The sequence below is a fragment of the Burkholderia sp. MS389 genome, assembly GCF_016899425.1.
Lineage (GTDB): Bacteria > Pseudomonadota > Gammaproteobacteria > Burkholderiales > Burkholderiaceae > Burkholderia > Burkholderia sola.
In genome coordinates, this window is the sequence record NZ_CP045996.1 from 531,807 (window position 1) to 544,014 (window position 12,208).

Annotated in this window: 11 protein-coding genes; 5 read left to right on the forward strand and 6 right to left on the reverse strand. The window is 67.7% G+C overall.

Features of this window, described 5'->3' with window-relative positions; translation table 11 throughout:
* Positions 1–107: 107 nt before the first annotated feature.
* A complete protein-coding gene (locus GJG85_RS32035; RefSeq protein WP_089490181.1) occupies positions 108–1,211 on the forward strand; it encodes an alpha/beta hydrolase in 1,104 nt (367 codons plus the stop codon).
* A 52-nt stretch (positions 1,212–1,263) separates the two neighbouring features.
* On the opposite strand, the gene GJG85_RS32040 is transcribed toward GJG85_RS32035, so the two are convergent.
* Complete coding sequence (locus GJG85_RS32040; protein ID WP_124630113.1) at positions 1,264–2,184, reverse strand: LysR family transcriptional regulator; 921 nt, start codon at positions 2,182–2,184, stop codon at positions 1,264–1,266.
* Positions 2,185–2,296: 112 nt separating this feature from the next.
* Here GJG85_RS32040 and GJG85_RS32045 point away from each other — a divergent pair, with 112 nt between their 5' ends.
* Positions 2,297–2,911 (forward strand): NIPSNAP family protein, encoded by a 615-nt coding sequence (locus tag GJG85_RS32045; RefSeq protein ID WP_089490052.1) that lies wholly within the window; start codon positions 2,297–2,299, stop codon positions 2,909–2,911.
* Between the two features lie 38 nt (positions 2,912–2,949).
* Here the strand turns inward: GJG85_RS32045 and GJG85_RS32050 are convergent, their stop codons facing one another.
* Together GJG85_RS32050 and GJG85_RS32055 are read right to left on the reverse strand one after the other, a co-directional pair.
* Positions 2,950–4,158, reverse strand: coding sequence for an ATP-grasp domain-containing protein (locus tag GJG85_RS32050; RefSeq protein WP_050015368.1), 1,209 nt, complete (start codon positions 4,156–4,158; stop codon positions 2,950–2,952).
* A 37-nt stretch (positions 4,159–4,195) separates the two neighbouring features.
* On the reverse strand, positions 4,196–5,140 hold the full coding sequence (locus GJG85_RS32055; protein ID WP_050015366.1) for a hypothetical protein: 945 nt from the start codon (positions 5,138–5,140) through the stop codon (positions 4,196–4,198).
* 164 nt (positions 5,141–5,304) lie between these two features.
* Between GJG85_RS32055 and GJG85_RS32060 the strand changes: the two genes are divergently transcribed.
* Entirely contained in the window at positions 5,305–6,180 is an 876-nt protein-coding gene (locus GJG85_RS32060) for a LysR substrate-binding domain-containing protein (RefSeq protein ID WP_050015364.1), read from the forward strand.
* A gap of 18 nt (positions 6,181–6,198) precedes the next feature.
* Here the strand turns inward: GJG85_RS32060 and GJG85_RS32065 are convergent, their stop codons facing one another.
* Both GJG85_RS32065 and GJG85_RS32070 read right to left on the reverse strand, forming a co-directional pair.
* A complete protein-coding gene (locus GJG85_RS32065; RefSeq protein WP_124630115.1) occupies positions 6,199–7,467 on the reverse strand; it encodes an ATP-grasp domain-containing protein in 1,269 nt (422 codons plus the stop codon).
* Positions 7,468–7,520: 53 nt separating this feature from the next.
* On the reverse strand, positions 7,521–8,972 hold the full coding sequence (locus tag GJG85_RS32070; RefSeq protein WP_204384787.1) for an MFS transporter: 1,452 nt from the start codon (positions 8,970–8,972) through the stop codon (positions 7,521–7,523).
* Between the two features lie 404 nt (positions 8,973–9,376).
* Here GJG85_RS32070 and GJG85_RS32075 point away from each other — a divergent pair, with 404 nt between their 5' ends.
* Both GJG85_RS32075 and GJG85_RS32080 read left to right on the forward strand, forming a co-directional pair.
* Entirely contained in the window at positions 9,377–10,498 is a 1,122-nt protein-coding gene (locus GJG85_RS32075; RefSeq protein WP_204384789.1) for a TauD/TfdA family dioxygenase, read from the forward strand.
* Between the two features lie 96 nt (positions 10,499–10,594).
* Entirely contained in the window at positions 10,595–11,545 is a 951-nt protein-coding gene (locus GJG85_RS32080) for an ABC transporter substrate-binding protein (protein ID WP_050015356.1), read from the forward strand.
* A gap of 107 nt (positions 11,546–11,652) precedes the next feature.
* Here the strand turns inward: GJG85_RS32080 and GJG85_RS32085 are convergent, their stop codons facing one another.
* On the reverse strand, positions 11,653–12,192 hold the full coding sequence (locus GJG85_RS32085) for an AidA/PixA family protein (RefSeq protein ID WP_204384790.1): 540 nt from the start codon (positions 12,190–12,192) through the stop codon (positions 11,653–11,655).
* Positions 12,193–12,208: the final 16 nt, after the last annotated feature.

Here is a 12,208-nt window from a genome sequence, read left to right on the forward strand (position 1 = left end):
TGATTGCGGCTTTGTTTCGACCTGCCCGCGCAAACCCGACAGCAGAAGGGGATCCGACCATGCCGACCTACGCCGCAGGAACGCTTCCCGAAGGGGTGCGCTCGCGCATGATCCACGGGGTGAACGGCCTCGACGTCCATGTTCTCGAGGCCGGTCATGAAAGCGCCGGCCGGCCGCTCGCGTTGCTTTTGCACGGCTTTCCGGATCTGGCCTACGGCTGGCGACATCTGATGCCCATCCTGGCTGACGCGGGATACCACGTCGTGGCGCCCGACCAGCGGGGGTTTGGGCGCACCACCGGCTGGGTGAACGACTATGACGCCCCGCTCGCGCCGTTCAGCTTGTTGAATATGACGCGCGACGCGCTCGGATTGGTTTCTGCGTTGGGGTATCGGCAGACGTCAATGCTGGTAGGACACGACCTCGGCTCGCCCGTGGCGGCGTATTGTGCGCTGGCGCGACCTGACGTCTTTCCGTCGGTGGTGTTGATGAGCGCACCGTTCCCCGGCCCGCCGGCGCTTCCGTTCGACACGGCGCGAAGCGAGACATCGTCGGCTCAACCGAGCAGTGACGGTCGGAAACTGGCGGCGGCGCTTGCCGCGCTCGATCCGCCGAGACAGTATTACCAGCAATACCTGTGCACCCGGAACGCCAACCGGGACATGTGGCGCCCGCCCCAAGGTTTATCCGCGTTTCTTCGCGCATTCTTCCATGTCAAGAGTGCCGACTGGCCCGGAAACAAGCCGCATCCGCTCAAGGCGCTCACGGCCGCGGAGCTGGCGCAAATGCCCACGTACTACGTGATGGATCTCGGCAAGACGATGTCCGAAACCGTCGCGCCATTCCAGCCGTCCCCCGCCGAAACCCTTGCCTGCAAGTGGCTGACCGACGCGGAACTTGGCGTGTACACGACGGAGTACGGCCGCACCGGGTTTCAAGGCGCGCTTCAGGCTTATCGTGTGTTGTCCGATCCTGATCTGAATGCCGAGTTGCGCCTGTTTTCGGGCAAGACGATCGACGTCCCGTCGCTCTTCATTGGCGGCACGAGCGATTGGGGCACCTATTCGGCGCCGGGCGCGCTCGATCTGATGAGAACGAAGGCGACGACGAGCATGCGTGGCATCGAACTGATCGACGGCGCAGGCCACTGGATCCAGCAGGAGCAACCGGCCAGACTGGGCGAACGCTTGCTCGCTTTCGCGAAGGCGTGAAGGAGGGGCGCGGTGGCATAGGGCTTTTTCGCGACCGGCGGCGGTAGCCGCATCAGGTCCGGGAGGCCGTTTCGGCGCCGAACCGGTCGACCACGAATTCCGTAAAGCTGCGAAGCTTCGATGATTTCTGCTTCTGTTGCGGATAAAGCAGATTCATCGACCGCTCGGGGGCGGCGAAGTCCGGCATGATCTCGACGAGGCGCGCCTTGCGAATGTCCTCGTGGATCAGCATCGAAGGCAGCATCGCGATACCCAGCCCGCTCAACGTCGCGCGGCGCAACGCTTCCGCGCTGTCGATTTTCAGTCGGCCGTCCACGCAGATGCTCATCGGCCCGTCCGGGCCTTCCAGCATCCAGCGGGATTGTGCCGCGTGCCATTCCGATCGGGGCGGATACGCATACGTCAGGCAGTGATGCTCGCGCAGCGCATGCGGCGTAGTCGGCGCGCCATGTTCGTGAACGTAAGCGGGCGACGCACACATCACCAGCCGATAGGGCGCTAGCGGACGCGCCACCACATCCGGATTGGCGAGCGCGCCGATGCGAATGGCGGCCTCGAAACCCTCGTCGAACAGATCGGCGAGCGAGTCGGTTGCGACGATATCGAGCCTGATCTCGGGGTAGCGCCGGTAATAGTCCGCGAGCGCGGGAATCAGGCACTCGTTCGTGAACACGACAGGCGCCGTCACGCGCAGACGCCCGCGTGGATGCTCGAGGTGATCGAGCGCAAGCTGTTCCGTGTCGTCGACCAGACCGAGGACTTCGACGCAGCGCTCGTAGTAAGCCTGGCCGAACGCGCTGACTTTCTGCTTACGCGTCGTGCGGTGAACGAGGACCGCGCCCAGCCGACTTTCCAGCGCCTGAAGGTAGTTGCCGACCATGGTCGGCGACAGATCGGACGCTTGCGCGGCGGCCGTCAGGCTGCCCGTTTCCACGATGCGGACGAATACGGCCATCGCCTTGAAGAGATCCATTGCGCAATGCTACTGGATTCTGTTTCAAGGTGCGGCGCGTTTATCAGCCGCCGGTTTGGAAATACAGTGCAATGGAAATACATTGCGACAGGCGAGCGAAAGGAGGGCAGACATGCTGTATGAACTCACGACGTTGTCGTGTCCGCTTCTGGACCAGGATAGGGTGTCCGGCCGTGCGCATCGCTGGGTATCGGATGCCGACGCGCAAGGGCGGCTGCTTGGCGCGTGGCGCACGGAAATTGGCGAGCTATCGCGGGTCGTCGTGCTGCGTGGCTTCGAGACGATGGATGAATTGCAGCATGAACGCAATCGGGCATTGAGCGCCGAGCAACCTTTCGGGATCGAAAGCGCGTCCGTTCGAGTGAGCATGGAAAGTTACGCACTTTTTCCTTTTCTACCCGATATCGAACCGGCGGTATTGGGCGAATTCTATGAGATTCGTTGCTACTGGCTGAAGGCCGGCGGTGTGGCGCCGACCATTTCCGCGTGGGAACGTGCGGTGGGCCCGGCCCAAGCCTATACGTCGCATCTCGTCTGCAACATGTACGCGCTCGACGGACCGCCGCGCATCACGCACATTTGGGGGTTCTCGAGTCTGGAAGAACGCATGGCGTTGAGAAAGCGGCACTACGCGGAGGGCCTGTGGCCGCCGGCAGGCGGGCCGGAACAGATCGAACGGGCGACGTCGACGATCGGCCTGCCGGAGGCGTGGTCGCCGTTGCATTGAATGCCTGGCCGGCGCAGGCAAACCGCGCTCCCCCGACGTCAGGCTGACTCGGTAGTTGATTTCAATTCACCGCACTCAGCCGCCAAACCCACGTCGTGCGCTGAACCGTGCATCGCCGGCAACGCTACCCGCACATAAAGAAACGCACGCCGTTCACGATCGGGCAGCACCTGCGGTCCATAGCTGATCCTGACCGCGCCATCGTCGATCTCGCCGCCTTGCGCGAAACGCCACGCACGGGGATCGCTGTCGAGCAGGAATTCGGCGCGCGCATACGCGTGCGGCTCGAACAGCTCGGGGATCGTTACCGCGCGCCCATCGAGCTTGTCGAGCAACGCGTCGACCACGTTGAAGCCGTAGCCGTCGCGCACGATGTCGCAGATGAAGCTGCCCGCGATGCGCGGATTCAGCTCGATCACGTGCGGCACGCGGTCGTGCACGATGCAGTCGAGATGCACGGGCCCCCACGTGAGCCCGGCGGCGGCCGTCGCGCGCGTGCCGACGTCGATCAGCGCACGCAGCGTGTCGGCGTCGAGATCGAGCTCGGACGTATACCCGCGTTCGAGAAAACCCGCGCCATGCCGCTTCAGCTTGCGCAGCGCGCCGACGTAGCGGCCGTCGAAATACTCGACGCAGTATTCGCTGCCGTCCAGGAATTCCTCGATGACGATGCGTTCGGTCGCAAGCGACGGTGCATCGGCCTGTGCGGCAGCGAGCGCGTCGAGCTGCGCGCGCACGGCCGCGATGTCCTCGCAGCGGCGCACGCCGTCGCTCGCGGAGCCTTCCGACGGCTTGACGACGACCGGAAAGCGCAACGGCGCCGCGGCGGCCGCGAGCGCCGCCGGCGCGGCGAGCGTGCCCGCGACGAACTGGGCGGCCGGGATTCCGTGCGCGGCGAGCAGCGCCTTCTGGTTCGACTTCGACACCGCATGCGCGACGTGCCGCGCATCGGGGCCGGGCAGGCCGAGCGCATCGGCGACCCACGCGGCGGTGCGCGCATAGCTGTCGTGCGCGGTCGTCACGCGCAGCGTGTCGAGTTCGTCCGGAAAGCGGGCGCGCAGCCAGTCGACGAGCTGGCCGGCGTCGGGCGCGAGGTTGACCGTCTCGACGCCGTCGGGAAACACGCCATCGAGACGATGGCCGGGTGCGGTGATGACGGTCACGGCCACCTGGCGTGCGATGGCGGCGCGCACCAGTGCGACGCTGCTGCCGGTGGCGCGTGCGCCGATCAAGATGAGTCGCTTCATGATGAATCCTGGATCGAGGGCGGAAGAGGGATGCCGGCTAGCGTGCGCGCCGGCGCAGTCGCTGCGCTTCGAGGCGCGGCAGCAGATGCTGAACGACGCGCGGCAGCGTATAGATCGGCAGCTGCGCGCACGCGAACACGAGCGCCATGGTCGGCGTCGCGGCGAGCCCGAGCGCGGCCCACATCAGCCCGACGTTGCGATTCGCGACGATCAGCGCGACGTTCAGGCGCGTGCGGACGTCGCCGGGCGTGAGCCCGTACGCGACGATCTGGAAGCCCGCGTTGACGGCGAATGCGAGTGCGATCGCCGTCAACGCGCGGTGCGGTGCGTCGATGATCGACTGCTGCATGCCGGCCATCGTGCCGAGCGCGAATATCAGCAGCGCGACGACGATGGTTGCATCGATCGGCGTCGCATGGCGCGCGAGTCGCGCGCCGGCAAAGCGCCGCACGAGCAGCGCGACGCCCTCGGCGCTGCCGATCAGCAGCGCGAGCCGCAGCGCGAGGCTCGACGGCGAAATCGACACCACCGCGTCGTGGCTGAACCACGCGGTCAGCAGCGGCGCGGTCAGCGGCACGAACACCATCGACGCGAGGGTCGCGACGAGCGCGACACTGGCGTCGAGCGACAGCATTCGCGCGATCGTCGACGTGCCGCTCGACGGCGGCGCGCAGTATGCGATCACCAGCGCGACGACCCAGTCGTACGGCAAACCCGCGAGCCGCGCGGCGATGCCGAGCGCGACCGGGCACGCGATCATCGTCACGGCGGGCAGCAGCAGCGACACGGCGGGCCGCCGTGCGACCGCGCGCACGGCGCTCGGCTCGACGCGCAGCAACGTGCCGAGCACGAACAGGAACACGGTAACGGGCATCAGCGGCCGTGCGAGATCCGCGAGCGGCGGCGCCAGCAACCCGAGGCCGACGCCGCACGCGAGCACGGTCGGGCCGCGCCGCACCAGCGCGGCGATCACTGCGCGCACGGACGAACCTCGGGCCGGCGGCGGACGGGAGTGAAGCCGAAGCAGGCAGCGGATGGCATGCGGATTCCTTGGAGAGGCGGCCGGCAGGGAATACCCGCTAGGCTAATCCCGATGATGAGCGAAGTAAAATGATATAAGATCAATCAGTAACAAGAGAAACTGATATGAACATCCCTCTGCTCGAAACTTTCCGGGCCGTCGTGCAGGAAGGCAGCGCGTTGCGTGCGGCCGAACGGCTCGGCTGTACGCAGTCGAACGTCACCGCGCGGCTGCGCCAGCTCGAAGAGTCGCTCGACGCGCTGCTGTTCGACCGGCACGGCAAGCGGCTGGTACTGAACGATGCCGGACGCCGGCTGATGCCGTATTGCGACCGCATCCTGCGCCTCGTCGACGAAGCGACGCAGGTGGTGCGCGAAACGCCGGTTGCCCGCAGTTTCCGGCTCGGCTCGATGGAAAGCACGGCCGCCACGCGGCTGCCGGCGCTGGCCGCCGCACTGAAGGAGCGCGATCCGGCGCTCGGCCTCGCGGTGCAGATCGGCAGCGAGCCGGATCTGGCCGACGCGCTGCTGCGCGGCCGGCTCGACGCGGCGCTGACCGCACGCGCGGTGGTCCGGCCCGGGCTGCATTACGAGCCCGCGTTCGCGGAAGACATGGTGCTGGTGAGCGCGGCGACCGTCACGCGCCGTCAGCTGCTGGCCGACAACACGGTGCGCTTGCTCGCGTTTCACGACGGCTGTCCGTATCGCGCGGTCGCGGAGCACTGGTTGAAGGCGCGCGGCGTCGCGATCGAATCGGTGTCGTCGTTCGGCACGTTCGGCGCGATCCTCGGCTGCGTCGCGGCCGGGATGGGCGTCGCGATCCTGCCGAAACGGATCACGACCGAACATGTGGCGCGCAAGGAGCTGCGCACGCACGCATTCGACGATCTCGACAGCGTGACGACCTACCTCGTCACGCCCGACGAAGCGCCTGCGTTGCCCGAACTCGACGCGTTGCGCGCGGTGCTCGGCCGCCGGGCGGGTGCGCTGCTCGCGCGCTGACACACGCACGCCGCAGCCCTAGGCCGGCACGACCGCGCACTCATCCGCGAAGAAATCGGCCTCGATTTCGCGAATGCGCGCGCAGTCCTCGAGCAGTCGCTCGAACGTCGGGCTGTAGAGGCCGACCGTGCCGAGCGCCGTCTGCAGGTCGGTGGTCACGCGCAGCGTGTCGCCGACCTTGATCCACTGCTTGAGCCCGACGAACGACGGTAGCGCCTGGATCGCCTGCCACGTGAAATCCTGCCGCAGCACGCCGTTGCGCGACGAAAGCAGCAGCACGTGCCCGCAGTACCCGTGAAAATCCGTCGGCGTGGCGACGTCGCCGAACAGCCGCTCCGGATGCAGCACGGCTTCGACGGTGGCCGACACGTGATTCTCGCCGCTGACCGCGCTCGTCAGCCGCGGGTCGAGGCTGCCGTGCAGCCGTGCGTTCAGCTCGACGATCGTCGGGCCGTCGGCCGTATCGAACAGCTCCAGATGAGTCGGCCCGAAGCGCACGTCGAGCGCGTCGAGCACGTCGGCCGCGTAGTCGAGCAGCGGCGCGTAGCGCGGGTCGGCGTGGTTCAGCACCAGCATCTTGTCGAGCCGCGGCGCGTGCGTGCGGTCGCGATGCACTTCCCACAGGCTGACCACGCGATGGCGGCCCTCGAACGACACCGAATCGACGATGTATTCCTGCCCTTCGGAGTAGCTCTGGATCACGATGTCGTCGTTCGGCTGGTTGTACAGCGAACGGGTGGCGAGCACGTCGCGCGCGGCGGCCTCGACCTGCGCGAGCGTCCGGCAGATCTTCACGCCGGCCACGCCCGCGCTGCGCGCCGGCTTCACGACGAGCGGCAAGGTACCGTGCGCGCGCGCCCAATCGAGCGCTTCGTCGACCGACGTGCTGTGGAAATGCGTCGGCGCGCGCAGCCCGGCCTGGCGAATGCGCTCGTTCATCGCGAACTTGTCGCGTCGCGCGGCGGAGGTCGCGAGCGGGTTGCGTGACGGCACGTCGAGCCGCTCGGCCAGCGTGTCGGCCAACTCGAGCGCCGCGTCGAGACCGTGCAGCACCGCGCCGATCCGCAGGTCGCCCAGTTGCGCGAGCGTCGCGTCGATGTCGCCGCGATGCTGAACCTGCCTGATGTAGTCGGACGGCACGAACTGGTTTCGATAGATTGCCGGCAGATCGGGGTCGCTGATCACGTGTACGCAACGGATGCCGTAGGCGCGAAACGCGGGGGCCAGGTACGCGGCGGTCGACGCGCCGTCGACGATCAGGACGGTATCGATGAAGCGATGCTGCATGGATTCCTCGCTCGGATGGGGGATCGGTTGAAGGATGTCGTGCGGCAAGGTGCTCAGGCCCGCGTGCCGGCGTCGCGGGCGTCGCCGGGCCAGCGCACGGCGAGCACGACACAGACCGCGACGAGCGCGGCCGCGATGGCGAACGCGCGCGCCGCGCCGGCGACGATTGCCGCGCCCTGGCCGGCAACCAGCGCGCCGAGCGCGGCGACGCCGATCGCGGCGCCGACCTGGCGCGCGGTGTTGAGAATCGCGGACGCGGTGGCCGAGCGGCCGGCCTCGACGCTGCCGAGCATCGTCGACGTCAGCGCGGGAATCGCGATGCCGCCGCCGATCGCCATCGCCGCGAGCCCCGGCGCCAGCAGCGCGTACGGCGTGTGCGCGGCGAGCGTTTGCCACAGCCACACGTAGCCGGCGAGCGATACGGCGAGGCCGACGATGACGGTCGCGCGAAACCCGTAGCGGACCGCGAGCCGTGCGCTCGTGATGTTGGCGAGCATGATGATCGTGAGCGGCGCGAGCGCGAGCCCCGATTCGGTCGCCGTGAAGCCGCGCGCGTTCTGGAAATAGAGGCTCAGCGAGAAGATCAGTCCGTAGAACGCCGCATTCGTGACCGCGCCGATCGCGAGCACGCCCGGCACGCGGGCGATCCGGAAGAACGCGAGCTGGAGCATCGGCGCGGCCACGCGTCGCTCGATCGCGACGAACAATGCGCCGAGCACGGCCGACGCGATCAGCGCGGCGGCCGCATACGGATCGCCGATGCCGTGCGCACCGGCCCGGATGATCCCGCCGGTCAGCAGCCCGAGCACGAGCACCGCGACGATCTGGCCGGCCGGATCGAACAGCTGCGTGCGCGCAGCGGCCGAATCCTGCACGTGACGCAGCGTGAGCCATAGCCCGAGCGCGCAGATCGGCAGGTTGATGAAGAAGATCGCGCGCCAGCCGGGCGAATCGATCAGCAGGCCGCCGAGTGTCGGCCCGGCCGCGCTGATCGCGCCGCCCGTCGCGCTCCACCACGCGACGGCTTTGACGCGCGCGGCGGCATCGTCGGCGCACGCATGCGTGATCAGCGCGAGCGACGTGGGCAGGATCATCGCGGCGCCGACGCCTTGCGCGACGCGTGCGGCGACCAGCGCGGCCAGCGACGGCGCGAGCGCGCAGCCGAGCGACGCGAGCAGGAACAGCGCGAGACCGTGTGCGAACAGCCGGCGGCTGCCGAAGCGGTCGGCCAGCGTGCCGGACGTCAGCAGCAGCGCGGCGAACGACAGCGTGTACGCATCGACGATCCACTGCAGCCCGTGGACGCTCGATCCGAATGCGTGGCCGAGGCTCGGAATCGCGACGTTGACGACGGTCACGTCGAGCTGGACGATCGCGAAGCCGAGGCTCGCGGCCGCGACGGTCGGGAAGATCGCGCGTAGCGACGTGCCGGGCGGAGTCGCGGCGGCGGTCGGCGCGCGCTCGACGCGGTCGACGTGCTCGAGTGCCGGGGCATGGTCGCTCATCGCGGCTCCCACGGCAGATGGGGCGTGCGGGACATAGGGCACAACAGGCGGTATCGAGTCATCTGGCGGGTTCCCGTAGGGAGATGAACGGAGCCGGCTTCTCGTCGGGAGCCGGCCGCATCGTCGAATCCGACAGAAAACTAGCATCAACCCGTTAGCGAATACAAATAATAAGCAACGATTTTTTAACAAGTATTCATGTTAAAGGACGGCGCATACGACGTGAACCGGTTCCGTCCGCATTGCTGAACTTATATCGATAATTTTTGTTTGCAATCGCATTAATATCATTTCGCAATGCAATGACGGTCTCCTAGTCTTGTCGAGCGCTTCGCACCGAGGACGGCGGGGCGCGGCGGCGATGCCACGCCGCTCTTCGAACCAGATCTTTATACGAGAGACTTATGACCTATCTCGCAGATGAACGTATTGCTTTGACCGCGGCGGAATCCGCTCACATCCGCAAGACGCTCGGCGCGCTGGATTACGACCCGGCCGGCGGCGCGGGCTATATCAGCGCAGTCCGCAAGCTGGCCTACAACGCGTTTCCCGACCGGATCGTCGACGCATTCGATCGGGCGAAGGCGCCGACCGCGGACGCGCACGGCTCGATCGAGATCGACAACCTGCCGATCGACGACGGCGTGACGGGCAGCCCGCGGTTCGAGGAAACCGGCCGCTCGTTCAAGGCCGGCGTGCTGAGCGAGAACGTGCTGGTCGCGTTGAGCACGCTGGCCGGCGAGCCGTACTCGATCGCGCACGAAGGCCGCGAGCTGGTGAACAACCTGACGCCGCACAAGGCGACCGCGCGCGACTACACGGGCCTCGGCTCGGAGGTCGAGCTGGACTTCCATATCGAGAACGCCGCGCAGGCGCACATGCCGGAAGGCGACACGTCGCCGTTCGCGCTGCTGCTGCTCGGCGTGCGCAGCGAGGCCGGCGGCGGCCCGTACACGCGGCTCGCCGATGCGCGCCGCGCGCTGCAACTGCTGTCGCCGGACGATATCGCGCAACTCTACGGCGAGCACTACATCATTCGCGTGCCGTACCGGTGGCGCGGCGCCGCGCCTACGCCGCGCGACAACACCGACCTGAGCGCCGTGCTGTCGGGGCCGCTCGAGGCGCCGCGCGTGACGGTCGCGTTCTATCCGGACATGGTGCTGGCGGTCAACGCGCGCGCGCAGGAAGCGCTCGCCAACCTGTATCGCGCGGTGCGCGAGGTGTCGTTCGGCGTGCAGGTGTCGCCGGGCAAGCTGGTGCTGATCAACAACCACTTCACGCTGCATTCGCGCGACCGCTTCGATCCGCAGTACGACGAGAACGACCGCGCGTTCCGCTGGGTGCAGCGCGTGTTCGTCGCGCGCAGCCTGTGGAACTTCCGCGCGTTCACGTCGCTGCAAGCGCGTGTGTTCGATCCGAAGGCGGTGTATGCGGGCGAGTCGGCGCACGCGAGGCGTCCGTCGCCCGTCGTGCAACCGCCGACGCAGCGTGCGGCCTCGGTCGAACTCGAAGCGACGCCTGCGTGATCGACCCGGCGGGGCAGCGACTGGCGCCGAACGTTGCCAGCCCGCTGCCCGCGCTCGCTCCCAGCATCCTCGAATAAAAACAGGAATCCACAAGAAATGAGAAGAACCGCCTTTCCCGTTGGGCGCATCGCCCGCGTGCTGGCCGTCGCGCTGATCGCCGCGAGCGCCGGAAGCGCCGTCACCGCGCGCGCTGCATCGTTCGACCTGAGCCCCGAGCAGCCGGCCCGGCAGCGCGGCGCCGTGAACCCGGCGGTCGAGCAGGCGCTGCCGGCCGGCTTCCGGTTTGCCGAAGCGAACACGCTGACGATCGGCATCGCGCCGAACCTGCCGCCGCTCAGCACCTATGCGACCGACGCGCGCACGGTGGTCGGCTTCGATCCCGATCTCGCGCAGCTGATCGCGGACAGCGTCGGCCGCAAGCTGAAAATCGTGCCGCTCGCATGGGCCGACTGGCCGCTCGCGCTGCAGTCCGGCAAGGTCGACGCGGTGATCTCGAACGTGACGGTGACCGAGCAGCGCAAGGAGAAGTTCGACTTCTCGACCTACCGGAAGGACCAGCTCGGCTTCTACGTGAAGACCAACAGCAAGCTTGCCGCGATCCGCGAGCCGAAGGACGTCGCCGGGCTGCGCGTCGTGACCGATTCGGGCACGAACCAGGAAAAGATCCTGCTCGAATGGAACCGGCAGAACGTCGCGCGCGGCCTCGCGCCGATCGAGATCCAGTATTACGCGGATGCGGCCGAGCGTTGGGTCGCGCTGCAGTCGGGCCGCGTCGACACGATCTTCAGCGTGAATTCGATGCTCGCGTACCAGGCGTCGCTGCGCGGCGATGCGAAACTGATCGGTACCGTCAGCGGCGGCTGGCCGCGCACCGCCGATATCGCGATCACGACCCGCAAGGGCAGCGGCCTCGCCGATCCGCTGACGCTCGCGATCAATGCGCTGATCGCGAACGGCAGCTACCGGAAGGCGCTCGATCACTGGCGGCTGGACGCCGAAGCGATCGACCGGTCGCAGACCAATCCGCCGGGGCTGCCGCGCACCTGAGTACCGCACGCGGCGGGGCGCACGTGAGCGTCGTCGTAGTCGTCCTCCGCCCCGGCCGCGTTGAAACCGCCAGTCGGCGGCTGCTTGAAATAGCCGTCGCGATCCGGTTACGGCTTGGCGCCGGGCGGTTTCGCGTCCGGCTGGCTGGCGGCGATCTCGATCGTCGTTTCCCAGCGGAAATAGCCCGACACGGCGCCGTCGCGATCGAGCACCGCGAAATCGGCCGTGCACGAGGTGGCGCCCGCGGCCAGCACCTCGCTGCGCCAGAAATGGTCTTTCATCGGCCGGCACGACGGATGCAGCAGATCGTCGCCGTCCGGCACCGGCACGGCGGCGTCGCGGATTTCCGCTTCGATCGGCGCGACGATGCCGGCGTCCTTCAACGCGAACCGGACGAACAGCACGGTCGCCTCCGCACGCAGCGCGAGCGCGGTTTCGCGCAGATGAAGCTGGTCGCCCGGCAACAGGTCGGCGAAGAGCCGGTTGTCGTTGCGGCCGACCTGCCCGGCGTCGCCGGGGCTCAACACGTAGATGTGCCGGCCGTCGATCGCGGTCGGCGCGTCGGCGTCCCGGCTCGCATCGGGATAGGCCGACAGCAGCGTGACGGCGTCGACGATCGCCAGCACATCGCAACGAACACCAGACATGAGCACGCCCTCCGCA

Excerpts from the sequence above, each read along its gene's own strand:
- GJG85_RS32035 (WP_089490181.1), top strand. The coding sequence starts at position 108 with ATGATCCACGGGGTGAACGGCCTCGACGTCCATGTTCTCGAGGCCGGT.
- GJG85_RS32040 (WP_124630113.1), bottom strand. The coding sequence starts at position 2,184 with ATGGATCTCTTCAAGGCGATGGCCGTATTCGTCCGCATCGTGGAAACG.
- GJG85_RS32045 (WP_089490052.1), top strand. The coding sequence starts at position 2,297 with ATGCTGTATGAACTCACGACGTTGTCGTGTCCGCTTCTGGACCAGGAT.
- GJG85_RS32050 (WP_050015368.1), bottom strand. The coding sequence starts at position 4,158 with ATGAAGCGACTCATCTTGATCGGCGCACGCGCCACCGGCAGCAGCGTC.
- GJG85_RS32060 (WP_050015364.1), top strand. The coding sequence starts at position 5,305 with ATGAACATCCCTCTGCTCGAAACTTTCCGGGCCGTCGTGCAGGAAGGC.
- GJG85_RS32065 (WP_124630115.1), bottom strand. The coding sequence starts at position 7,467 with ATGCAGCATCGCTTCATCGATACCGTCCTGATCGTCGACGGCGCGTCG.
- GJG85_RS32070 (WP_204384787.1), bottom strand. The coding sequence starts at position 8,972 with ATGAGCGACCATGCCCCGGCACTCGAGCACGTCGACCGCGTCGAGCGC.
- GJG85_RS32075 (WP_204384789.1), top strand. The coding sequence starts at position 9,377 with ATGACCTATCTCGCAGATGAACGTATTGCTTTGACCGCGGCGGAATCC.
- GJG85_RS32080 (WP_050015356.1), top strand. The coding sequence starts at position 10,595 with ATGAGAAGAACCGCCTTTCCCGTTGGGCGCATCGCCCGCGTGCTGGCC.
- GJG85_RS32085 (WP_204384790.1), bottom strand. The coding sequence starts at position 12,192 with ATGTCTGGTGTTCGTTGCGATGTGCTGGCGATCGTCGACGCCGTCACG.